We start from the raw sequence: 25,179 nt of genomic DNA on the forward strand, positions 1-25,179 counted from the left end.
GCCCCTTCCTATGCAGTCGCATATTTCTGTTCGCGCAATGCTTTGACAAATTGTTGGATTTCTTGCAACCAAACAGCAGTCGTTGTTTGAGGTGGCAAGGTCAAACGAATCATCATTTGTTCTTTTTCCACACCAAGTCCTGCTTTTAATTTTGTAGCAGTCAGCGCTTCAAATAATTGTTCAACCGTGTAGCGTTTTGTTCCCACTTTGCTCAACTTGAACACAATGGTTTGTTGTTGCTTACGGATCATCTCTAGCAATGCACGATCGCCATCCATTTTGATTTGTCCAATCGTCAACAAATGTGCGACTTCTTCAGGATATTCACCAAAACGATCCAGGAGATCTGCTTCTAATTCATCCAACATCTCTTGTGAATCCAATTCGCGAATCCGTTTATATATTTCGATTTTTTGGCGTTGATCTGACACATAACTTTCTGGTAGATAGGCATCGACGCCTAGATCAATCTCCACAGAAGTTTTTTCTGTTTGTTGATTTTTACCTTGTTTACGAGCGACTGCTTCACTCAACATTTGAGAGTACATATCGAAACCAACAGCATCGATAAATCCATGTTGTTGCGCCCCTAGCAAGTTACCAGCACCACGGATCGATAAATCTCGCATCGCGATTTTAAATCCTGAACCCAATTCCGTAAAGTCTTTGATTGCTTGAAGACGCTTTTCGCTGACTTCATTAAGGATTTTTTGCTGTTCGTACATAAAATAAGCATAAGCGACGCGATTGCTTCGTCCGACACGTCCTCGTAATTGGTAAAGCGTAGAGAGTCCCATATAATCGGCATTTTCTACGAAGAGTGTGTTTGCATTTGGAATATCCACCCCTGTTTCGATGATCGTCGTCGTCACTAAGACATCATACTGTCCCTCGATAAAGTCGAATAATGTGTTTTCCAGTTGGACTTCCGTCATCTGTCCATGTGCATAGGCGATCCTCGCTTCGGGAACTAATGCTTGGATTTCTTCTACTTTACGCTCAATCGTTTCTACACGATTATATAAGTAGAAAACTTGTCCACCACGTCCCATCTCTCGTTGGATCGCTTCTCGGATCGCACCTGGATTTTTTTCCATCACATACGTTTGGATCGGATACCGATTCGCCGGTGGCGTTTCGATCACCGATAGATCCCGTACGCCCAGCATCGACATATGCAGTGTTCGCGGAATAGGTGTCGCTGTCAAAGTCAGCACATCCACTTGCGCACGCAATTGTTTCAAACGTTCTTTGTGTTTTACACCAAAACGTTGTTCTTCATCCACGATCAATAGTCCTAAATCGCTAAATTCAATATCTTTTGATAATACTCGATGGGTACCCACAACAATATCTAGTTGTCCTGTGCGTAATTCTTCGATCGTTTCTTTTTGTTGTTTCTTTGTTCGGAAACGACTCAGCAAACCAACATTCACTGGGAATCCCTCAAAGCGTTCCAACATCGTTTCGTAATGTTGTTGCGCCAAGATTGTTGTCGGCACAAGAAATGCCACTTGTTTACTTTCTTTGACTGCTTTAAAAGCGGCACGTAGCGCAACTTCTGTTTTCCCATAGCCGACGTCCCCCACGAGTAAACGATCCATTGGTTTTTCTTTTTCCATATCTCGTTTGATTTCCGCCGCACTTCGGAGTTGGTCATCTGTTTCCGAATATGGAAAAGCATTCTCAAATTCTTTTTGATAAGAGTCATCTGGACCAAATGCGTATCCCTTTTCTGCTTCTCTGACCGCATACAATTGGATCAAGTCATCCGCAATATCTTCGATTTTTGAGGAGATTTTACGTTTCGTTTTCGTCCATTCACTACCACCGAGTTTGTTGATTCGTGGTGTTTTGGATTCCGAAGCTACATATTTTTGGATCAAATTCAACTGCGTGACAGGAATAAATAGCTTATCATCGTTTTGATAAATGATCGTCATATAATCTTGGTGGACCCCATCGACTTCTAAGGTTTCCATGCCGATATATTTCCCGATCCCGTGATTCGCATGAACAACATAGTCTCCAGCTTTTAATTCGTTGTAGCTTTTTAGTCGTTCTGCATTCGTTACCGTTTGACGACGTGTCTGTTTTTTTGTTGTCTTTTGAAAAATCTCTTTTTCCGTGATCGTTACGATTTTTTCTTGCGGCAACTCAAAACCTGTCATCAATGCGCCTTCGACTAATTGGACTTGGCCTTTGATCAATTGGTCTGCTTCTGTTTCTACCACTAATATATCTTCATCACGTAACATTTGCTCCGCCTTACGGATACGTTCTTTCGTTGGAATGAAGATGACGACCGTTTGCTCTTGTTTGCGCCAACGATCCATTTCCGTTTTCAGCAATGGCATTTGCCCAAAGAACTGTTGCATCGTGCGATACTGGAACTGGTACAGTGCTTGGAACCTGAGATTTCCCATTCCTTTTTGGAATAAAGAGAAAAAAGTGGTCGCAAATTTTTCTTTTTGGATGATCCCATGTACATCTGCCACAAATTGTTGTTCAGAGAATACGCGCAACTCACTGATTTTTTGTGTATGCCATTCCGCTGCTTCTCTTTCCATTTCACGATTCGTTTCCATGATTCGTTGGTAATCGTCCACGATCAGCAAGCTATCTTGGGGAAAATAATCCAAAATCGATAAATGTTCAGGATACAAAAGATCCGCATAGAACTTCGCTTCGTCTGTCGGGACATTTCGTTGCCACTCCGAGATCAACTGACCGAAATAGTCATGCAAAAATTGTCGTTCAGTAGGTTCTGAGGTCGTTGCTAATTTCTTTTCTAAGAGGTTTTCTATTTTGTTGATACCGTCAAGCAGATTCTCTTGAGAATAAATTTGTTCACTTGTTGGTGGCAACCACACTTCTTCAATCTTTTCGATCGATCGTTGCGTATCGGCTTCGAAGTATCTCATAGAATCAATTTCGACATCAAATAATTCCACACGAATAGGGTATTCAAATGTCAAAGGATAGATATCGACAATACTCCCTCGCATACTAAATTCCCCAGGTTTTGCGACCATCTCTGTCCGCTCATAGCCCATCAAGACGAGTTGTTTTGGTAATGAGTCCACGGCGATCTCGTCGCCAATCTGCCAATGTAATTGGGCGTTGTTCCATGTTTCTTTATCAGGAAGACGTTTGTGCAATGCTGCCACTGGAAGAAGATAGATTCCTGGCTCATCTTGTTGCAAACGATTCAACGTCGCTACACGTTCAGCCCGAGCTTCAGGAGAAGAAAAAGCCATTTCTGCGGAAAGCACTTCATCTACTGGAAATAAGTGAATACTTTCAGCCGGCAGAACGTGTTGCAGATCCTCTGCCAATTGGTTGACGTAATATAAATTCGGCATCAGGATAATCAGATTTTTATCCAGTTTTTTAAACGCATGGGCAAACAACAACGTCTTAGCAGATCCAGCTAAACCTGTAATCAACTGTCTAGACATCCGTTGTTCAAGATTCATGGACCATTCAGCCACTTGAGCATCTTTGCCAATCAATTGGATCATATCCATCGTTTCATTCTCCTTTCTTAATTAAATTGATTCATTGTATCTATAAAGGAATGGCCATCCAATAGAAATTCAATAGCAGCTACAGATTGATCGATGCTTTGTTCGATCAAGGGTTGCGTCTCTTTACTAAAGGGACTGAGAACATGTTGGACGACTGTTTTTTTACCTTCTGGTCGACCAATACCAACTTTTATTCGATCAAAGATCGTACTATCCAAATGAGAGATAATACTCTTGATCCCATTATGTCCGCCTGCACTTCCTTTTTGTCGTAAACGGATTTTACCGATTGCTAAATCTAGGTCATCATAAACAACCACCAACTCTTCTGGATAAATCCCAAAGTAAGTCATCAATGGACCAACCGCTCGGCCAGATTCATTCATAAATGTTTGGGGTTTGACTAATAAAATTTTCTCACCTTTGTGGAAAAATTCAGCTACTTCTGCTTCAAATGTGTTTTTCTTAAAGGTCGCTTGGTGTTTTTCAGCCAAACGATCCACCACCATAAATCCAACGTTATGCTTTGTATGTTCATATTTCGTTCCTGGGTTTCCAAGCCCTACGATCATTTTCATTTCTGCGCTCATCCAATCTTATAAACAGCACAAAAGGCTGGACTGCTCATCGGCGGTCCAGTCTTTGACTCGATTTTTTTATTATTTTAGCTCCTATTAGTATAACACACAATCCTTTGTTACAGCTAAAAAGAGAAACTTAATAAATGAAAAAATGATTAAAATTATAATTCAAAACTAATGAAATCATTGGTTTTGCTAAATAGTGAAATAACGCACATGTAAGCTTTTACATATGGTACAACCTTGTTATCTGTTATATTTTGTAACCAAATAGCGTGACAGCAGGCTTTTTCCATGTTAGCATAGGCATGGGAAAAACAAATCAATGGAAGGATTGATATAAATGACTGCAAACGCAGAAAAAAAAGATCATCAAAAAGTAATACTTGTTGGAGACGGTGCTGTAGGTTCTAGCTATGCCTTCGCTTTAGTTACACAAAATATCGCTCAAGAAGTTGGTATCATCGATATCAATACAGCAAAAACTGAAGGAGATGCGATCGACTTATCACACGCTCTAGCATTTACTTCACCTAAAAAAATCTACTCAGCTTCTTATGCAGATGCACATGATGCAGACTTAGTCGTTATCACAGCTGGTGCACCACAAAAACCAGGTGAAACACGTTTAGATCTAGTAAATAAAAACTTAAAAATCAACCGCGAAGTTGTTACACAAATCGTTGACTCAGGTTTCAATGGTATTTTCTTAGTTGCTGCTAACCCAGTTGATATTTTAACTTACTCTACTTGGAAATTCTCAGGTTTCCCTAAAGAGCGCGTAATCGGTTCAGGAACTTCACTTGACTCTGCTCGTTTCCGTCAAGCACTTGCTGAATTAGTTGACGTTGATGCACGTAACGTCCATGCGTATATTTTAGGTGAACATGGAGATTCTGAGTTCCCAGTTTGGTCACATGCCAATGTTGCTGGTTTACAAATCTATGAATGGGTGAAAAATAATCCAGACGTTGATGAAGAAGCAATGGTCAACTTATTCTTCGGTGTACGTGACGCTGCTTATACGATCATCGAGAAAAAAGGCGCAACATTCTACGGTATTGCTGTAGCTTTAGCACGTATCACTCGCGCGATCTTAGACGATGAAAATGCAGTTCTTCCATTATCTGTTTATATGAATGGTGAATATGGACTAAACGATATCTATATCGGTGCACCTGCTGTCATCAACCGTCAAGGTATCCAAAAAGTCATTGAAATTCCATTAAGCGACAGCGAACAAGATCGTATGGCCGCTTCAGCAAAACAATTAAAAGATATCTTAGATGAAGCTTTTGCTAAATTGGATGCTGAATAATTAATTACTTGAGACGCTATCGTTCTCACTAAAAAAGAATACACGTTGTTCCAGAAGTAATGTCTTCGAAAACAACCTCATCTTCACAGGAAATCCTGAAAATCGACCTTCCATTTTCTAGGATTTCCTGTTTTTTTATACACTTCTGCATATAAAATTATTGTCTAACTATCGTTATTTTTCTATGCAGTATGTTAATTTTTATATAAAGAGGAACATCATTTCGTCTTTTACTGTAAATTATGCTATGATAGAGTCGTTACACCCTATAACTATTATTATTAAGGAGTTGCAGATATGACAAGATCTTCTCATCGAAAAAAATCAATGCGTATTGGTTTGCTTTCTGTTCTCGGTGTGATTCTAGTATTAATCGGCTTTTACACCTACCGTAGTACATATTACACGAATCGTTTTCTTCCTAAAACGGAAGTCAATTCGATCAATGTAAGTAACCTGACTATCGACCAAGCAAATGACAAGCTAAAAGAAGCTTATTCCAATAAGACGATTTCAATCAAAGAAAACGGAACGGTTTGGAAAGAGATTGCAAAGTCCGATCTTGGTTATAAAAAGGATTTTTCAACTGATCTAGCTTCCATCTTGAAAAACCAAAATGCTTGGACTTGGGGAATGAACTATGTAGCTGCGGCCGAAAAACAAGAAATCGATCCATTAAGTGCGGAACGGGAACAACTGGATCAAACGATCGAGACATTGTCTACGGAATTGACTGAATTGAATAAAGATCGTACACCTACTGCCGATGCAACGATTGAAAAGTCTGGTGACTCATTTAAAATCAAGCCTGAAGTGAAAGGGAACACGGTCGATGTCGAGGCCGTTACGAAGGAATTGACGACTGTCGTAAATGATGGAAAAGATACGATTGATCTGACTGAGTTCCAAAAAGAACCTGCCGTCACATCTACAGATAAAAAGTTGACTGAGCAGTTAACGACAATGAATAATATCGCTAAAGTAAAAGGAACTTACAGTATCAATGGTGAAACAGTGACGATCCCTTCTTCACTCATCGTTGAATGGTTAACCTATGAAGATGGAAAACCAGCACTTGATTCAGAAAAAGTTCGTCAATATGTTAGTGAACTTGGCGAAAAATACAATACAAGTACGAATGATACTAAATTCAAAAGTACCAAACGTGGCGAAGTAACTGTTCCTGCTGGCACGTTCAGTTGGACGATCCAAACAGATAGCGAAGTAACAGCTTTAACAGAAGCAATTTTAGCAGGACAAGATTTCACACGTTCACCAATTGTTCAAGGTAGTACAACTGCCGACCACCCATTGATTGAGGATACGTATATCGAAGTCGATTTAGAGAATCAACATATGTGGTTCTACAAAGATGGGAAAGTAGCACTTGAAACAGATATCGTTTCAGGAAAACCTTCTACCCCTACTCCTCCTGGTGTCTTTTATGTCTGGAATAAAGAAGAAAATGCTGTATTAAGAGGAACGAACGATGATGGTACACCATATGAAAGTCCAGTGAACTATTGGATGCCAGTCGATTGGACAGGTATCGGTATCCACGATTCGGATTGGCAACCAGAATATGGCGGCGACTTATGGCGAACTCGTGGTTCTCATGGTTGTGTCAATACGCCACCAGGTGTCATGAAAGAATTATTTGGAATGGTTGAAAAAGGTACGCCTGTTTTGATTTTTTAATCGTAACTACTAGAGCACAGTTGCAGACACGCAACTGTGCTCTCTTTTTTACTTTCTCTTCTTTATAAAAGTAAATAAAATACATATAATAACTGCAGTCAATGCCCCCATCGAATCAAGCATGACATCTTGGAACATTGGTGAACGATCACCTGTCAACATTTGATGGAACTCATCTAGACCGGCGTATCCTGTCGCAGATAACCAAGCAAGAACCCCCGTTAACCACCAGATTTTCATTTTCGGGAATACACCTAGATACAGACTACCTCCTAATAGAAAATAGGTGCCAAAATGGGCGCCTTTTCTTAAAAAGAATTCAATGAATTTGCTGTATCCAGAATGGTCGATACTGATAACACTTTCTCCATAAGTAAACTGGATACCTGATAATGCTTCTTTAAAGGGTTGGTTTGGGAACCAGGCATCAATTCTTGAAAGTTGCGATTGTTGTCCATAGGTTTGCGAGGAGCTATAAAATAAAATAGCCATGATCATTAATGCAAACACTAAATAGAAATTTCCATTTTTTCTTTGTTTTTTTAAAAACTCCATAAGTCACCTCTTCTTTCTATGATAGCTTTTTTTTCATAAAACGACAATAATTTCTCCAAGACTTATTCCTTCTTTAAATGCTATACTAGAGATAGTACCATAAATATGAGAGGGGTTTTTTGATGACTTATTCGCTTAACTGGGATTTAGATTCTATCTTTCCTGGAGGAAGTGCTTCAACTGAATTAAATGAACGTTTGGCTCAATTAGAACGACAAATAGAAACATATTACGAACAAATCAATCAATGGTCATTTTCATCCGAAGATATCGATTCTCTTGTGACGATTTTGGCACTTCAAGAAAAAGTAACCAATGGCTTCAGCCAATGTAATAGTTATATTACTGCTTTATTATCTGCTAATGTCAAAGATTCCGATGCAAAGATTTTGTCTGGTAAACTCTATGCTTCGTTACCACGTTGGCAAGCAGCAGATACGATCTTATCGAAAAAATTTGCAGAAATATCTGACAATGAATGGACAAACTTGATTGCCCAAGATCAATTAGCTCCGATTGCTTTTCGTATGAACGAAATTCGTCGCGATGGCGCACGCTTGTTATCTGAAAACGAGGAGCACATTATCAATACATTATCTTTGGATGGTTTGAATGCCTGGAGTAGTCATTATGATACGATTGTCGCTAGCGTGACTGTACCATTTGAACAAGAGGGAGAAATCATTGAATTATCTGCTGGTCAAGCATTCAATAAAATGATGGGTGATCCTGATCCAGAAGTCCGCAAACAATTATTTACAGCTTGGGAAACTGCTTGGCAAGAAAAAGCACCTTTATTTACAGACACCTTGAATCATTTAGATGGGTTCCGTCTATCTACCTATAAACTACACGGTACAACAGATTTCTTACAAAAGCCTTTAGAATATAATCGCTTGAAAAAAGAAACATTAGATGTAATGTGGGAGACGATCCAAAAAAATAAACAACCCCTTGTCGATTACTTAACAAGAAAAGCCAATCTTTTTGGTAAAGAAAAAATGGAATGGCAAGATCAAGATGCACCGATCATTCTAGGTGATATGAAAGAAAAAACCTTTACCTTTGATGAAGCAGCAGCATTTATCATTGAGAATTTCAATAAATTCAGTCCTAAAATGGCTGAATTTGCTCAAGACGCTTTTAACAAAAGTTGGATTGAAGCAGAGGATCGTCCTGGCAAACGACCTGGTGGTTACTGCACGGAATTGCCTGAAACACAAGAATCCAGAATCTTCATGACTTATAGCAATTCAGTCAACGAAGTCGCTACTTTAGCCCATGAGTTAGGTCATGCTTTCCATAGTAGTACGATGTGGGATCTTCCAGCGTTGAATCGTGAATACGCAATGAATGTTGCTGAAACAGCAAGTACCTTTGCAGAATTGATCGTAGCTGATGCAACACTTAAAGCGGCATCAACAAAAGAAGAAAAAATCAATTTGTTGGATACAAAATTACAAAATGCTCTGGCTATGTTCATGAATATCCACTCTCGTTTTATCTTCGAAAATCAATTCTATACTGCTCGTCAAAAAGGACTAGTGGCAGAACAAGAGATCACTGATATGATGATCGAAGCGCAAAAAGAAGGATATGCAAATGCATTATCTACTTATCATCCTTATTTCTGGGCAGCAAAACTACATTTCTTTATTGATGATGTACCGTTTTATAATTTCCCTTATACTTTTGGTTACTTGTTCAGTTTAGGTATTTACGCCTATGCTAACGAGCAAGGTTCAAGTTTTGAACAAGAGTATATCGACTTACTACGCGATACTGCTTCAATGACAACGGAAGAATTGGCTCAAAAACACTTAGGTGTAGACTTAACGAAACCAGATTTTTGGCAAGCAGGCATCAACATGGTCTTAGAAGATATCCAAAACTTCATGGAATTGACGGAAGAATTTATGGCTCTATAATTTATGGGACTGATGAATCAAAATTGATTCTTCAGTCCCATTTTCATTTTAGGTATTAAAAAACATATCGTTCTCTAGTATGATTAAATCACCACAAAATAAACAACTGAGAGGACGATATGCTATATGAATGATTCTATCAAAAAAATGCTGAGATTAATAGATAAAGATTTGATGATTACTGAGATCTCTTACGAGATCTTTCATCAGGAAAAGACATTGGTCATTAATGCCATTCTCTCACCTGATCCTCGTACCTGTAGAAGTTGTGGTTCTACTGTGGTAGATGGAAACGGGAAAGCAATTGTGGTGAAAAATGGGAAGAAGGAAATCATTGTCCGCTTTGAACAATACAATCATATGCCAATGGTTATGCGCTTAAAAAAGCAACGCTATACCTGTAAAAACTGTCGAACCCATTGGACTGCTCAAAGCTATTTTGTCCGCCCAAGATATTCAATTGCGGAACATGTCAGATATAAAATTGCTTCTTTACTGACTGAAAAAGTCTCTTTATCTTTTATTGCGAAAAGCTGTCAGGTATCTTTGACTACCGTTATTCGTACATTGAAAGAGTTTAAAAGCTATTTACCAAAGCCCACTAAGAGGATTCTCCCCAAAGTATTGATGGTTGATGAATTTCGTTCGCACACTTCCATAGAAGATAAAATGAGCTTTATTTGCGCAGATGGAGAAACAGGTAATTTAATTGATATCTTACCTACGCGTAAATTACCTCGATTAACAAACTATTTCTTGGGCTGCACCAATCCAGAAGAAGTAAAATTCTTAGTCACAGACATGAACGCCGCCTACTTCCAGCTCACCAAACGCGTTCTGCCAAATGCGAAAGTAGTGATTGATCGGTTTCATATTGTCAAACACATGAATCAAGCTTTCAATGAGTTGCGTATCCGTGAAATGAATGAACTGCGTAAAGCAGGACAGAAAAGCCATGCAGAAAAACTGAAAAAGAACTGGCGCTTTCTGCTAAAAAATCGTGCAAACATTAACCACTATGAATATAAAACATGGAAAAGTTTCCGAGCACCTAAATACCCATTTCTTACTGAAGCAATGATGATTGATCGATTGCTTAGCTTTTCTACGTCCCTAAAGGAGGCGTATCCCTTTTTCCATGAGTTAGTTGAAGCTTTTCGAGACAAAGACCCTGACTTGTTTTTCTCCTTATTGGCAGAACTTCCCGAAACGTTAGATGACGGCTTTCGTGAGAAACTTCAAAACCTTCTGACCTACCAAGAAGGCATCGCCAATGCGATGATTTATCCATACTCCAATGGAAAAATAGAAGCAAAGAATACCCACATAAAAACAATGAAACGAGTATCCTACGGATTTAAATCATTTGAGAACATGAAAATTAGAATCTTTTTGACCAATCAATTAATCAAAGTTAGATAACAAAAAATCTGAGCCAGAATGAGGTTCATTCTGACCCAGATTTAATTTTTCGCAACTCATCAGTCCTTATTGACAAAGAGCCGAATTTATTTGATCATGCTTTCTAAGCAAGAAAATTTTAAAGGATCGGACAGACAGTTATCAAAACTGTTTGTTCGATCCTTTTTAGTTTCGTAAAAAAAGAACTAACTCACTTAAGAGTTAGTTCTTCATAAATTACATACTTACAGCGAAGTCAGGTGCATACCATTGAACTGAGCCAATTTTAACACTTTCGCCCGGTTGTGGTGCATGGATGTATTGTCCGCCACCTAAAGAAATTGCTACGTGGTAAGTGCCACCAGCTGCTCCCCAGAACAATAAGTCTCCAGCTTTTGCTTGAGAAACTGAGATTCTAGCTCCTGCTGATTCTTGAGGTACAGTCCAACCACCGATGTCACGGCCAGTTACTTGTAGGTACACATAGCGTGTAAATCCAGAACAGTCAAATCCACTTGGATCTTTTCCACCCCATACATAAGGAGTCCCAATGTATTTCATCGCTTCAGCTACAATCGCTGCTCCATTAGTAGATGGAGTCGTTGGCGCTGGAATTGATGGTGCCGGCGTTGATGGTTCAGGTGTTGGAGCTGGTGTTGCAGGTGTTGATGGCTCCGGTGTTGATGGTGTTGATGGCTCCGGTGTTGATGGTGTTGTTGGCTCCGGCGTTGATGGTGTTGTTGTTTCTGGAACAGATGGTGTAGTAGTAGATTCTTCTGTTGAAGATTCTGGTACACTACTTTCAGTTGTTGAATCTTCTGTTGATGTAGATGATTCAGGAACTGAAGATTGTTCTGTTGAAGATTCAGCACTTGATGATGATTCTGAAGTAGCTGATTCAGAAACTTCTGTTGATTCTTGTACTGATGAAGAAGCTTGTTCTTGTTCTTGCTCTTGTGCTGCTGCAGCGGCAACTGCTGCTGCTTGTTCACGTGCTTCTCTTTCAGCTTGTTCTTGTGCTGCTTGTTGACGCGCTTGCTCTGCTAAACGAGCTTGTTCACGAATACGTGCTTGCTCTGCTTCAGCTTCTGCTTTTTGGCGGTTCAAGTCTTCTTTTTTATCTTCTGCTGTTGCTTGTTCAGCCGCTAAAGTAGTTTTTAGAACATTTAAATCAGCTTGTTTTGATAGTAAGTCGCCTTTTTGTGATTCTAAAGCCGCTTGATTTTCTGCTAACTCTTTTAGCTTCGCTTCATTTTCAGCTTTTTTATCTTCAACTGCCTGTTTGTCTTCTTTTTGTTGTTTCACTAAGTCTTGGTTCGCACGTACAATCGATGACATTGCTTGAACGCGTCCGATTGCATCTGAGAATGACTCAGCATTCAATACTGCATCGATGTAGTTAGAGCTTTTGCTGCTAACTTGTGTTTCACGTGCTTGCTCTTGGATTGTTGCTTCACGTTTTTCGATACGTTCTTGTAGATCTGCAATTTCTTGTGTCAATTGAGAAGACTCTTGACGTAATGTTGCTTGATTAGCTAATAAAGTTTCAGCTTTTGTATTGATGTCAGCGACTTGACCTTCTAATGCCTCGATTTGAGATTGGGCACTTGCTTGTTGGTTTTGTAATTCCGCAATTTTTTGATCTTGTTGTTGTATTTGAGAATCAAAATCTTCCGCCGCGGCTGCGATCGGTGATGCTACGGCAGTCAAGGCCATTGAACTTACCATTACTGCTGATATTAAACTCTTTTTCACTCTTCATTCCTCCGACTGGCTTAATTTAATAAATATCTAAAAATATTTAAGTCTTTCTTAACGATAACAAAATTGTACCATAGCTGTATGTCAATGAGATAATAGTTATGTTACAAAAACATTTCAAAACAACTGATTATAATGACAGAAATGTAAGATGACATGGTTATTTTCATAATACATTTTTCAATAATTAAATAATGCCCGTTTTAAATTAAATAAAAAAAGGCTGAAACATTCGTCCTTTCGCACCACCTAAAACCGAATAAACGGTGGGAACAGAAGTAATCTCTTCGGAAAATAAGGCGCCATCCACAAAAATTTGAAAAACAATTTTCGTGGATGGCGCCTTATTCTGCGAGGCTAGACACTTCTGTCCCGACCTTCTTTAAATAGCTTCTTTAATGGGAATACAAGTAGAGCGAACAATACCATATTCAATAATAATGTTGGACCTAAATATTTAGTGATAAAGTACGTACTATCTACACTCGCAAGTTTGAATACCATTTGTACGATCAATGTAAACAACTCATAGCCTGTGATGAAAATGATGAGGCTAAAAAACTCAGTAAAAATATTTACATGGATGACCGATTTCATCCCATACATGATAAATACTAATAAAGGTAAAGCAACTGCATAAATGCCAATCACACCAATATAGTAAGAATCAAAGATAATACCTAAAACTAATGTCGTGATCAGTAAGTAGCGTTTGGAGAAACTCAAACTGCAAAATAGTAAAACCAATATCAAAAGATGCGCACTTGCCATGTAGTCACCGCTCGACCACCTGATCATCATTCGGGTAAAGTGCCCATCGATCAACATGAGTAAGAACAAGAGGATCGGCAAATAAATGGTCATTTTCTCTTTTTTCAGCATGGACTACTCCTCCACAAGACGTTTGATGATCGTTACTACTGGGAGATCATACATATCCGCATAAGGTTTGACATAGACTTCGCGATCTAGCCCATAACTATCTGGTTTTGTTTTGATGACTGTACCGATTTGCAGATCTGCTGGCGAGTTGCCTCCAAGACCTGATGTTTGTACTACGTCGCCCTCTTTGATTTCACTGTCACCTGTTAGCTGTGTCACAACTAGCGCTTGTAACTTTTCGTCATAATTCTTGAGTAAACCGAAAGATTCTCCGTTTCCAGAAGATACGCGGACAGGGAAATGGTTGGAACTTACGTTTGATGAAGTCAGCAATTCTACTTTAGAAGAAGTGGCATTGACTTCAATGACACGTCCGACTAAACCTTTTTGCGCCATGACTGCCATATTGACTTCGATTCCATCATTTGATCCTTTATCGACGACTAATAGATCTTGCCATGAGTCAGGTGAACGAGTGATCACATTTGCTGTGACTCTTTCATAACTCGTCAACGTTTGGCTTAAATCGAGTTCGCTTTTTAGTGCATCGATTTCTTTTTGCATGTTCTTGTTTTTTTGAGCTATCTCATCATAGCTGTCGATTTTTTCTTTTAACCGTTCATTTTCTGAATAGGTGGTGAAAAGATGATGTACTGAATCCACGCCATTTTGGACCCATTTGACCGGAGCAGAAATCGTCCGATCGACAAAAGAGACACTGTCGTTCACAATAGATTGGAAGAAATTGGGCTTTCCTTCATTCGCTCGCTGGGCAGCTGTCACACTTAGGACCGTTACTACAATAATAACGATGACTAAGGTAATAATGATATTTTTATTAGGATTGAACTTCTTCACAAAGACACCTCGAATTAAATTAGACTCTTACCTGTAATTTTATCATTAAATAAGGGGAAACAAAAGGCTCGACCCTTCTTTTAAGCTTTTTTTAGCAAATAATTTAAACTGTCATTTTTCCGCTTCATTTCTTTTGCTACTTTGTCCTGAACCGATCCATCAATCTTTACTTTGGATGACTGAAATGATTCCTTCAGAGAAGCTGAAGGATGCTTTGTCAGTGACAAATTCATTGCTTGCATAAGAAGTTGGACGAGATACTTCCTCGTTTGATAGTTGATATTTGCTGTCAGATAATGTCAATTGACTAACAGGTGTCAAACAACAGTAAGCCAAATACTTCATTTCAGGATTTTTTTTTATCTCGTAAGCTCCTGGTAGATAGTAAGTGATCACGTTTTGTTTGTCTTGTATTTGGATCTGTCGTATAAAGGGTTGAAACCGTGGTTCTAATGCTAACCATAGATTAGCTAATAAATGATCTAATCTTCCACCAGTTGCACCGATCAGTGTCACGCTTGCTTCTGGAAAGTGTTCGAATGTCTTTGCTAAACCTAGCTGAGTGTCCGTATCGTCTTTCTCTGCTGGCGCTTGGTGTACTTCGACAGCTTTATCGGATACTCGTTGATATTCTGAGGAAGACAATGAATCAAAATCACCGATTGCTAGATCTAACGAATAGCCTTTTTCAAGCAAATAGAGTGCCCCACGGTCGATGCCCACGTATCGATCAAATGATTGCTGTGACAAGTCTGGCCAATTTTCTGGTGATCCGCCTGCAACAAGTAATACTTCCATTAGCCTAATGCCTTTTTCAATTGATCGATTTGAGCTGCTGGATCTTCTGCACTATAGACATAGGAGCCTGCCACAAATACGTCTGCACCTGCTTCATGACAAATTTTTGCAGTTTCTGGAACGATTCCACCATCCACTTCGATTTGATAGGTCCAATCGTTCACCTTGCGTAATTCCGCTAACTCTGCGATTTTATCCACTGTTTCTGTAATAAAGCTTTGTCCGCCAAAGCCTGGATTGACTGTCATCACTAACACTTGATCAACTAAAGGCAAAACATGCTTGATCATTTCGATCGGTGTACCAGGATTGATAACGACCCCTGCTTTGACATCTAAATCTTTGATCATCTGGATCGCACGATGGATATGTGGTGTCGATTCCACATGGACCGTAATGATATCTGAACCTGCTTTTGCAAAATCAGCAATATAATTTTCAGGATTGATGATCATCAAATGAACGTCTAACGGTAGTTTTGTGACCGGACGAATTGCTTGCACTACATTCGATCCGAATGTAATGTTGGGAACGAATTGGCCGTCCATTACGTCCACATGGATATAGTCTGCTCCACCTTTTTCTACTCGTTCAATGTCTGTTTGGAGATTGGCGAAATCTGCGCTTAAAATCGATGGTGCTATTTTCATAAAAATACCCTCCTACTTTCTTCTAGTTTCTTTTTTGTTGTACATCGGTTTACGGTTTTCAACTTCTTGCAAAAATTGCAAGTAATTGTCATAGCGAGTCTGTGCAATTTCTTTTGCCGCTACTCTTCGTTTGACTTCACAATCTGGCTCTTTTACGTGCATACACTCTCTAAAGCGACAGTCTACAGAAGCATCGACAAATTCAGGGAATTGTTTGGATAACTCGACAGGTTCGATGACTAAGAAATCAATAGAACTGAAACCTGGTGTATCGGCAACCAATCCATCATAAAGTGGTAATAACTCGACATGTCTTGTCGTGTGACGTCCCCGTCCCAAAGAATCAGATATTTCACCTGTTTCTAACTCAAGCTCTGGTGAGATTTGGTTGAGCAACGTCGATTTACCTGCACCTGACTGTCCCATGAAAACAGTCAGTCTTTCTGGAAAATAGCGAACTAATTCATCCGTATCACCCTGTGTGCGAGGGACGATCACTGGATAGCCAATTTTTTCGTAAGTCTCTTTAATTTCTTTTATTTGTGTAGAATCGACAGCTAAATCCGTTTTCGTCAAATAGATCACTGGCTCGATCGATTCATATTCCAACATGACTAAAAAACGGTCGAGTAGATTATAAGAGAATGTTGGTTCGATCAAACTCGTCACAACAACTCCTAAATCAACATTTGCTACTGGTGGTCGTACTAATTGATTTTTACGTGGTAAAACTTCTAGTAGATAGCCATCGGTCTTGTTTTCACTTTCAAATATGACTTGATCGCCAACAAGGGGCGTGATCTTTCGATTACGAAAATTCCCTCGACCTCGTGTCTGATAGGTCTCTCCATCTTTATATACGTAATAAAATCCACTTATTGCTTTTCTGATTTGCCCTTTAATGAAACCCACCTCCATTTTTAGTATATTTTACCATAGGACAGCAGAAGTTAGGAGAAATCACCAAAAAATAGACCTAAGAATTTCCTCAAATGCCGCCGACATTTTGAATTCTCAGATCTATTTTTTATCATTGTCGTTTTAGTTCGTTTAATTCTGTCTACTAGTCACTATCCGTCGAGGACGTTGTAGTGGTACTACTACTAGTTGTTTCGGAACTTGAACTACTGCTTGAACTGCTAGAAGAACTGCTGGAAGAATCTTTTTCAGAACTTGATGATGCTTTCGCTGGGTCTGGTCCTTTTGAGTAAATCACATTGACGATCGTTCCTGATGTGATCGATGCACCTACTCCTGGATCTGTACGGATCACTTTGTCTTTTTCTACTGTATCTGAAAACTCATACGTTTCATGACCAATGTAGTCGGCACCGATACCAGATAAGTAACTTTGCGCATCACTTTTCGTATAACCAGAAATGTCATTCAGTGTCTTCGCATCTGGTCCTTTACTCACCACGAAACTAATAAATGTCGCATCCGTCAATGGTTCCCCAAAACTTGGTGACTGACTGATGATTGCACCGGCTGGGACCGTATCACTATAATCATTCGTTGCACTGATATTCGTATAGCCATTCGTTCTCAAAATACTAAGAACTGTTTCATAGTTTTGTCCGGTGTAATCGCTCATCGTCGGCTGACTTCCTTTACTAACAGTAAAAGTAATCGTATCTGATGTGGGATCGACTTCTGTTCCTTCATCTTCTGATTGTGAGATGATATTTCCACTAGTGACCTCATCACTAAATTCTTCTTCTTTTTTGATTCTACTTGAAGAGAAACCTAAATCCAGTAGCTGCTTGCGCGCTTCATCGTAAGACATACCCGTAAAATCATCGAGTTGGATTTTCTTCTTACCTGTACTGATATAAAGCGTGACTTCACGATTTTGTTTCACTGTTGTTCCTGAGGCTGGATCTGTTTTGACCACATTTCCTTTCTCAATCGTATCGTCAGCAATTTCTTCAGTGTTCGTTGCTACCTTTAATTTTGCTTGTGTCAAAGCTTCTCTTGCTGAAGCTTCGGATTGACCCGAAACATCGGGAACCGTTACTTCTCCTCGTCCACCTGAAGCAAATAAAATCGCTGTCCCAATCCCTAACAAAGCAAGCAAGACCAGCAAAATGATCCACCATTTTTTTCTTTTTTTAGTCTTTACATCTGGCATTGTTTCTTCGGGATCTGGTAATTCTTCCGCTGGTTTCTCTTCGGGAAGAGGCATTGACTTAAAGGAATCTGGCATCGGTGTTTCTGCCGTCAGTGGTGTCAATACTCTTGTTTCGTTGTCCATCGCCTGGGGTTGCCATTTTTCTTCGTTTGCTCGTTCTAACGACAACACCGTTGCTAGGTCATCTGCCATTTCTTCTGCCGTTTTATACCGGTCGACAGGTTCTTTGGCTGTTGCTTTCAAGACCACATTCTCCAATGACTGAGGTGCCCCTGGATCTAACTCTTTGATTGAAGGCAAGTCATCCTGAAAATGTTTCAGTGCAATGGTGACAGCTGATTCCCCATCAAAAGGAACGCTCCCTGTCAGCATTTCATATAAAATGATCCCTAACGCATAGATATCTGATTGTTTTGTCGCCATACTACCTCTTGCTTGTTCTGGTGAAAGGTAGTGAACCGAACCAAGCATCGTATTCGTTTGGGTGATCGATGTTTCCGATAAAGCAATCGCAATACCAAAATCGGTGATTTTCACAACACCTTCATTATCGATCAAGACATTTTGTGGTTTTAGATCTCGGTGGATGATTTGATGGCTATGTGCTAAAGAAATCGCAGACAAGATTTGTTGCATGATGTTTACTGCTGTTTCATAAGGAATCGGATAGTGCGTTTGGATATACCGTTTTAAATCCATTCCTTTTACATATTCCATAACTAAGTACTGCATGTTATCTTCTTCACCGACATCATAAACACTGACGATATTTGGATGAACTAGTTCGGTTGCCGCTAATGCTTCTCGTTGAAAACGACGGATCGCCGTTTGGTCATTTTGGAAATCAAAGCGTAGGACTTTGATTGCAACATCTCGATCTAAAATCAAGTCATGGGCTAAAAAGACATTTGCCATACCGCCACTACCGATGTTACCGGTAATTTGGTAACGACCATTTAATTTTCTTCCTGGCTCAATCATGCAACATCCTCCTTGTATTCAATAAGAAGAACGCTGATATTATCTGCTCCGCCAGCTTCATTTGCTTGATCCACTAATTGCGTTACTTTTTCTGATAATGATCCTTCTTGATTGATGATCGTACCGATCGTTTCTTCTGACAGCATATTCGTCAAACCATCCGAACATAGAAGTAAACGATCTTGGAGTTGCCAAAGATACGTTGCAACATCGACTTCTAATGATCCTGGCATGCCGACAGATCGAGTCAAGATGTTCTTACGTGGATGATTGACGGCCATTTCTTCGCTGATTTCACCAGATTTGACTAATTCATTTACTAAAGAATGGTCTTCCGTCAAGCGAATGATCCGATTGTCGCGAAGCAAATACGCACGACTATCCCCAACATTGGCAATCGTGAAACGTTCCTCTGATAGGGCAGCTGCTACGATCGTTGTTCCCATTCCGTTATATTCAAGCTGTTCTTGTCCTAATTGATGAATCGCGCGGTTTTCTTCTTGGATCGCTTGGATAAACCACTGCGCGATTTTTTCGTCATCAAGTAACGCTTGCTCTTCCCAGGCTTTCCCTAAGTTTGTGACGGCCATTTGACTAGCAATATCGCCTGCGCGGTGCCCACCCATGCCATCTGCTAAAACCGCCAGCGTGAGACCGACTTGGTTTTCAAATACACTGACATAATCTTGATTCGTATTACGTCTTCTTCCTACATCTGATTGATATTCAATCTGCATACTTTCACCTCATTACTTTTTGCGCAAACAACAAATGAAAAAGCCATCTGTATAAGATTGATGTGGATACAACGTCAACATCTTCTCCTTGATTGATGATTGTAGCACAGGATCAACTAAAACATCAATCTTCTCAAAATCAGGATGTCGTTGTAAAAACGCTGAAACAACTTCTTGATTCTCTTCTTTCAAAATCGTACAAGTACTGTAGGTCAATATTCCTGAAGGTTTAAGAGCCGTAGCTACACTTTCCAAAATAGCTAGTTGGATAGCCGGTAAATTGGCTAATTCTTTTTCATTATTTTTATAACGAATATCTGGTTTTCGGCGTAACAAGCCAAAACCGGAACATGGAGCATCTACTAAAATACGGTCAAATTGTTCTGCTTCAAACTGTTCTTTGACTTCACGTGCATCCATTTTTTGTGCGAACACTGCGTTGGCAACTCCTAAACGGCGAGCGTTCTCTTCCACTAGTTTTACTTTGTGGTCATGGACATCTAGAGCCACGACTTCTCCTCCACAAGTTGGATCAAGGAACGTGGCGATATGGGTCGTTTTGCCACCAGGGGCAGCGCAGGCATCTAGTACATGATGTTCTGGCTCAATCTGCATTGCTGGTGCAACAAGCATCGAGCTTTCATCTTGGATCGTCATCAAGCCATCGTGAAAAAGTGTCGTAGAGGCGAGTCTGCCCTTTTCAGCAATCACACCATATGGGCTTATTGGACTTGCTTTTACATCTAGTCCTTCTTCTTTCAATTGATCCAGTGCTTGTTCACGCGAAAGTTTACGGGTATCAATACGGCCACTCACATGACTTGGTTGATACAATGAAAGACCTAACTTTTCTGTTTCCTCGTAGCCGATTTGGTCAATCAAGCGCTGTGTCAGCCAATTCGGCAGACTTAATTTAACGGCTAAACGTTCGACTTCATCTGTGATAGTTTCCAGATCAGGTTTTCCTTGACGTAAATAATTTCTTAATACGCCATTCACAAATTTCCCTGTGCCGGGGTTACCTTTGATTTTTGCAATTTCTACTGCTTCATTCAAAATTGCATGATCAGGTACTTTATCTAAAAATTCGAGTTGATAGACAGACAAATACAGCAAAGTTTTGACCCAGTCATCCACTTTTTTTGCATTTGCAATCAATGGCGCAACATAAAATGCAATCAAACGATGGCGACTGATCGTTCCATACACTAGTTCTGTAAACAGACCGATATCTTTTTGGTTAAGGTCGCCTTGGTTGATCATCTCATTCAATAATAGATTGGAGTATGCTCCACCTTTGTTGACACGCTCTAATGTCATCAACGCCATAAAGCGAACCGAACGTTTCATTTTTTTTGGTATTTTCGCCATTATTTCACCTGCTGTCCTACAGCGACTTGTTGTCCACTGCCATTTAGGAATTCTTGTATTAGTTGTTTTGCTTTACCGGCAGGTTGTAGTTCTTTGATCGATAATACCGTCTGTTCCCCACAAGCTACCCATAATTGTTTTTTATCTTTATGGATGATAGTTCCTGGTGTTTCAGATGTCGTCTCATCTGCCAACACATCTACTGCCCAAAGCTTCCAGCGTGTTCCTTCATAGGTTGTAAAAGCAATGGGCCATGGACGCATGCCACGAACTTGGCAGTCGATTTCTTCTGCTGTTTTTTCCCAATTGATTGCTTCTTGTTCACGTGTGATATTCGGTGAAAACGTTGCTTGGTCCTCATTTTGAGGCGTAGGCGTCAATTCGCCAGAAATGATCTTTGGTAGTGTTTCTAGCAATAACTCTTTGCCTAATAGACTAAGTTTTTCAAACATCGTACCGACATCATCTTGTTTAGTGATTGGTAGGCTTGCTTGTGAGAAAATACCACCCGCATCCATTTTTTTGATCATCTCCATGATCGTTACACCTGTCTCTTTTTCCCCGTTGATAATGGAATAATGGACTGGTGCACCACCACGATATTTTGGCAACAAAGAGGCATGAACATTGATTGCTCCATGTGTTGGAACTTGCAATAGTTTCTCCGGCAAGAATTGACCAAACGCAGCTGTTACCAGCACATCTGGTTGCAAATCAATGATTGTTTGCATTTCTGGAGAACCCGTGATTTTTTCTGGCTGTAGCACAAGAAGATCGTGCTTCAAAGCCGCCACTTTCACAGGTGTCGGGGTAATGATTTTTTTTCTTCCCACTGGTCGATCAGGTTGTGTCACGACAGCGACGATCTCATACCCTTGGTCGATCAGCCCTTCTAGTACAGGAACTGAAAATGCTGGGGTTCCCATAAATACGATTTTAGTCATCTAAATGTTCCTCCATGTATTCTTCGAGTTTTTCTTCGGGGATTTGTTCGATCATTTTATCGATAAATAAAATCCCATCTAAGTGATCGATCTCATGTTGAAAGGCGCGTGCAAGATAACCAAACGCAGTGACTTCGATTTCCTCTCCGTCACGATCATAATATCGAACCGTTACTTCATCTGCACGTTTGACTGTACCGTAGACATGCGGAATACTTAAGCAACCTTCCACATCGATACTTTCTCCTTTTGCCTCGATAATCTCAGGATTGATGAGTTCAAACTTATCCCCTTCATCGACTTCAACAATAGCGATCCGCTGATTTTTGCCGACTTGCGGCGCGGCGATGCCGACTCCGTCATTTGCCACCATTGTTTCATACAAGTTATCTAACAAGACGATTGTCTCATCAGTGATCATATCGATTGGTTGGGCTTTTCGATTCAATTTTTTATTTGGGTGGATCATTATTGGATAACTCATAGTGTTTCCTTTCTTAAATAAAATGTAGCGGCTCATTGTCGATCGCAACAAATAGATTTTGTCGCTGTTCTTTTTGACTTTGATCCAAAATTTCTTTCAGGACATTAGGCAGTTCTGGTTCATGTTTATATTTGATGATCAGCTGATAGTAATAGCGATTTTTCACACGTAAAACGGTGCTAGGTACCGGACCTAACAGAAGGCTGTTCGTTCCTAATACTTGCTTTAATTGACTGGCGATCTGAAAGATTTTTTTGGCTGCGACTTGTTCTTCTGGATGACTCGTCGTGATTTTCACAGTGAAGTAATAAGGCGGATAGCCTCCACGATGGCGTACATTCATTTCTTGTTGATAAAAGCGTTCATAATTTTGTTCCTTTGCTAAAGTTACCGCATAGTGATTCGGATTAAATGTTTGGATCACAACTTCCCCAGCTTTTTCGGCTCTTCCTGCCCTTCCGGAGACTTGTGTCAATAATTGGAAGGTATGTTCACTAGAACGAAAATCTGGCAGGTTCAACGATGTGTCTGCATTTAGAACGCCGACTAAGGTCACATCAGGAAAATCTAACCCTTTTGCGATCATCTGCGTTCCTAATAGAATATCCGCTTGTTTGTCCCCAAATTTTTGTAAGATTCGTTCATGCGCACCTTTTTTTCTTGTGGTATCCACATCCATCCGCAAGATTCTTGCTTGAGGATAAAGTGCTTTTAGCTCTTCTTCCACTTTTTGTGTTCCCGTTCCATAATACCGGATTTTGTTTTCTCCACAATTTGGACAACGATGCGGGATCGCTTCTTCATGTCCACAATAATGGCAACGCATCGAGCGAGAATCCATATGGAGAGTCAAAGAGATATCGCAATTTGGGCAAGGCAAGACAAAGCCGCAATCTCGGCACATCACAAAGGAAGAATACCCTCGTCGATTCAATAGAAGAACTGTTTGTTCTTTTTTTTCTAATCGATCTTGGATTTTTTCTTGTAATAATTGAGAGAACGTCGATGCTTGATTCTTTTCTAATTCTTCACGCATATCGACGACTTCGATCTCAGGTAATTGCGCACTCATTTTCGCACGCTGACTCAAGTGCAACATGCGATAGACCCCTTTTTGTGCACGGGCTCTTGATTCGAGGGAAGGTGTCGCACTCCCCAAAACGATCGGGCAATGATGGTAATTCCCACGCCATATAGCTAAATCTCTGGCATGGTAACGCGGGGTTTCATCTTGCTTATAGCTTGATTCATGCTCTTCATCAATGATGATCAAACCAATGTTGTCTAGTGGGGCAAAGATCGCTGAACGTGCACCGACGACGACTTGCGCTTCATTGCGCTCGATTTTACGCCATTCATCATATTTCTCACCTTGAGACAAGCCACTATGTAAAACTGCGACGGATTCTCCAAAGCGCCCTTTAAATCGTTCGACCATCTGAGGGGTCAATGCGATTTCAGGGACCAACATGATCGCTGTCTTCTTCTCTGCCAAGACATCAGCAATGGCTTGAAGGTAGACTTCCGTTTTCCCACTACCAGTAATTCCTTCAAGTAAAAAGGTGTCATTCTTTTCCTGATGACAGGCTTCAATGATCTGCTGAACCGCCGATTGTTGTTCTTCATTCAATTGTAAGGCAGTCGTTCGTTCAAATATCCGATCTTTATAAGGGTCGCGATAACTTTCGACTTCTTCGATACGCAACCAACCTTTATCTCTACCTTGATTCAATACGGCAGAACTGACTCCTTTTTCTTTGAAATAAGCAATAGGCATCGGGTTTTCCATTTCTGACAAATAAAGAAGTAATTCTTTTTGTTTTTTCGCATTTTGTCTCAAGGTGCCCCAAGCTTCATCGAGTTGTGCTTTTGACAAAAGAGAGTGAACGACACGGATCGTTTTCACTTTGTTTTTTGTATGGACTTCGTAACGGATATCAACTAGCTTGTTTTTACGCCAACGGATCAATTGCGGTAAGATCCCAGTTTCTTCCGCTTCCTTCCAAGAAATCTCTTGTCTACCTGCGAAAAATGCAACGACTTCTGGTTCATCGGTCACTGGGTAAATGAGCTTATCGTATTCTGCTTTCATGACACTTGGGAGCATCGTTTGTAAACAGGTGATCTTAAAAGCATAAGTAATGGTTTTCATATAGTCTGCTAACCTCATCAACTCTTGATTGACAACAGGTGCCAAGTCAAGTAATTGAAGGATCGGCTTTAATTCTTTTTTAAGAGGTTGCTCGTTGGCTGTCAACGCCATCACAAAGCCTTGGACTTGGCGATTGCCGTTTCCAAATGGTATCGCTACACGCATACCGACTTGGATAGCCGCTTCCATTTCAGAAGGAACCAAGTAGGTGAATGCTTGATCGGTTTGCATAGTTGGTACATCGACAATCACATCCGCAATAACAGTCATGGACTCCTTCTCCTTTCTTCATCTTGGTTTTAAACACAAAATGGCTCTTGCCTATTTTACTAGAGATTCCTTGTTTTGTCTTACTTTCTGCCAAATCCTAACAAAAAATTAACGCAGGAAAAAAAAGAGCCTAGGAACATTTCCCAAGC

Annotated in this window: 19 protein-coding genes; 4 read left to right on the top strand and 15 right to left on the bottom strand. The window is 40.1% G+C overall.

What is annotated here, in order from left to right; translation table 11 throughout:
* Nucleotides 1–8: 8 nt before the first annotated feature.
* Both mfd and pth read right to left on the bottom strand, forming a co-directional pair.
* Nucleotides 9–3,530 (bottom strand): transcription-repair coupling factor, encoded by a 3,522-nt coding sequence (gene mfd, locus IGJ19_RS13615; protein ID WP_071866556.1) that lies wholly within the window; start codon nucleotides 3,528–3,530, stop codon nucleotides 9–11.
* 17 nt (nucleotides 3,531–3,547) lie between these two features.
* Nucleotides 3,548–4,108 carry an aminoacyl-tRNA hydrolase gene (gene pth / locus IGJ19_RS13620; RefSeq protein ID WP_071866555.1) on the bottom strand — a complete coding sequence of 187 codons (561 nt, stop codon included), beginning with the start codon at nucleotides 4,106–4,108 and terminating at the stop codon, nucleotides 3,548–3,550.
* Nucleotides 4,109–4,454: 346 nt separating this feature from the next.
* Here pth and IGJ19_RS13625 point away from each other — a divergent pair, with 346 nt between their 5' ends.
* Together IGJ19_RS13625 and IGJ19_RS13630 are read left to right on the top strand one after the other, a co-directional pair.
* Entirely contained in the window at nucleotides 4,455–5,429 is a 975-nt protein-coding gene (locus tag IGJ19_RS13625; RefSeq protein WP_019722338.1) for an L-lactate dehydrogenase, read from the top strand.
* 297 nt (nucleotides 5,430–5,726) lie between these two features.
* Nucleotides 5,727–7,127 carry a L,D-transpeptidase family protein gene (locus IGJ19_RS13630; RefSeq protein ID WP_071866554.1) on the top strand — a complete coding sequence of 467 codons (1,401 nt, stop codon included), beginning with the start codon at nucleotides 5,727–5,729 and terminating at the stop codon, nucleotides 7,125–7,127.
* A 48-nt stretch (nucleotides 7,128–7,175) separates the two neighbouring features.
* Here the strand turns inward: IGJ19_RS13630 and IGJ19_RS13635 are convergent, their stop codons facing one another.
* Nucleotides 7,176–7,682 carry a VanZ family protein gene (locus tag IGJ19_RS13635; RefSeq protein ID WP_071866553.1) on the bottom strand — a complete coding sequence of 169 codons (507 nt, stop codon included), beginning with the start codon at nucleotides 7,680–7,682 and terminating at the stop codon, nucleotides 7,176–7,178.
* A gap of 122 nt (nucleotides 7,683–7,804) precedes the next feature.
* Here IGJ19_RS13635 and IGJ19_RS13640 point away from each other — a divergent pair, with 122 nt between their 5' ends.
* Both IGJ19_RS13640 and IGJ19_RS13645 read left to right on the top strand, forming a co-directional pair.
* The gene (locus IGJ19_RS13640; protein WP_430604217.1) at nucleotides 7,805–9,610 is read left to right on the top strand and encodes a M3 family oligoendopeptidase; all 1,806 of its coding nucleotides are present in this window, start codon (nucleotides 7,805–7,807) and stop codon (nucleotides 9,608–9,610) included.
* 126 nt (nucleotides 9,611–9,736) lie between these two features.
* Nucleotides 9,737–11,032 (top strand): ISL3 family transposase, encoded by a 1,296-nt coding sequence (locus IGJ19_RS13645; protein WP_430603971.1) that lies wholly within the window; start codon nucleotides 9,737–9,739, stop codon nucleotides 11,030–11,032.
* A 216-nt stretch (nucleotides 11,033–11,248) separates the two neighbouring features.
* On the opposite strand, the gene IGJ19_RS13650 is transcribed toward IGJ19_RS13645, so the two are convergent.
* From IGJ19_RS13650 to priA, 12 genes are all read right to left on the bottom strand, one after another.
* Nucleotides 11,249–12,766, bottom strand: coding sequence for a PcsB-like coiled-coil domain-containing protein (locus IGJ19_RS13650; protein WP_430604218.1), 1,518 nt, complete (start codon nucleotides 12,764–12,766; stop codon nucleotides 11,249–11,251).
* A gap of 363 nt (nucleotides 12,767–13,129) precedes the next feature.
* Entirely contained in the window at nucleotides 13,130–13,654 is a 525-nt protein-coding gene (mreD, locus tag IGJ19_RS13655; protein WP_065096081.1) for a rod shape-determining protein MreD, read from the bottom strand.
* 3 nt (nucleotides 13,655–13,657) lie between these two features.
* Complete coding sequence (mreC, locus tag IGJ19_RS13660) at nucleotides 13,658–14,512, bottom strand: rod shape-determining protein MreC (protein WP_010734107.1); 855 nt, start codon at nucleotides 14,510–14,512, stop codon at nucleotides 13,658–13,660.
* Nucleotides 14,513–14,671: 159 nt separating this feature from the next.
* A complete protein-coding gene (locus IGJ19_RS13665; RefSeq protein WP_071866550.1) occupies nucleotides 14,672–15,310 on the bottom strand; it encodes a thiamine diphosphokinase in 639 nt (212 codons plus the stop codon).
* Nucleotides 15,310–15,960, bottom strand: a complete 651-nt coding sequence (gene rpe / locus IGJ19_RS13670; RefSeq protein ID WP_019722345.1) for a ribulose-phosphate 3-epimerase — start codon at nucleotides 15,958–15,960, stop codon at nucleotides 15,310–15,312. Before rpe ends, IGJ19_RS13665 begins: the two co-directional genes overlap by 1 nt.
* A gap of 12 nt (nucleotides 15,961–15,972) precedes the next feature.
* Nucleotides 15,973–16,872, bottom strand: coding sequence for a ribosome small subunit-dependent GTPase A (gene rsgA / locus IGJ19_RS13675; RefSeq protein WP_029593934.1), 900 nt, complete (start codon nucleotides 16,870–16,872; stop codon nucleotides 15,973–15,975).
* Nucleotides 16,873–17,023: 151 nt separating this feature from the next.
* Entirely contained in the window at nucleotides 17,024–19,072 is a 2,049-nt protein-coding gene (gene pknB, locus IGJ19_RS13680; RefSeq protein ID WP_108145313.1) for a Stk1 family PASTA domain-containing Ser/Thr kinase, read from the bottom strand.
* Nucleotides 19,069–19,809 (bottom strand): Stp1/IreP family PP2C-type Ser/Thr phosphatase, encoded by a 741-nt coding sequence (locus tag IGJ19_RS13685; protein WP_010734102.1) that lies wholly within the window; start codon nucleotides 19,807–19,809, stop codon nucleotides 19,069–19,071. The genes pknB and IGJ19_RS13685 overlap by 4 nt, the downstream gene beginning before the upstream one ends.
* Nucleotides 19,810–19,821: 12 nt before the next feature.
* On the bottom strand, nucleotides 19,822–21,180 hold the full coding sequence (gene rsmB, locus IGJ19_RS13690; RefSeq protein WP_104872214.1) for a 16S rRNA (cytosine(967)-C(5))-methyltransferase RsmB: 1,359 nt from the start codon (nucleotides 21,178–21,180) through the stop codon (nucleotides 19,822–19,824).
* On the bottom strand, nucleotides 21,180–22,124 hold the full coding sequence (fmt, locus tag IGJ19_RS13695) for a methionyl-tRNA formyltransferase (RefSeq protein WP_010734100.1): 945 nt from the start codon (nucleotides 22,122–22,124) through the stop codon (nucleotides 21,180–21,182). The genes rsmB and fmt overlap by 1 nt, the downstream gene beginning before the upstream one ends.
* Nucleotides 22,117–22,608: a peptide deformylase gene (gene def / locus IGJ19_RS13700; RefSeq protein WP_071866546.1), complete on the bottom strand. Its 492-nt coding sequence runs from the start codon at nucleotides 22,606–22,608 to the stop codon at nucleotides 22,117–22,119. Before def ends, fmt begins: the two co-directional genes overlap by 8 nt.
* Before the next feature lie 13 nt (nucleotides 22,609–22,621).
* A complete protein-coding gene (priA, locus tag IGJ19_RS13705; RefSeq protein WP_430604219.1) occupies nucleotides 22,622–25,030 on the bottom strand; it encodes a primosomal protein N' in 2,409 nt (802 codons plus the stop codon).
* Nucleotides 25,031–25,179 lie beyond the last annotated feature (149 nt).

Source organism: Enterococcus sp. DIV1368b (genome assembly GCF_050529595.1).
Lineage (GTDB): Bacteria > Bacillota > Bacilli > Lactobacillales > Enterococcaceae > Enterococcus_B > Enterococcus_B mundtii.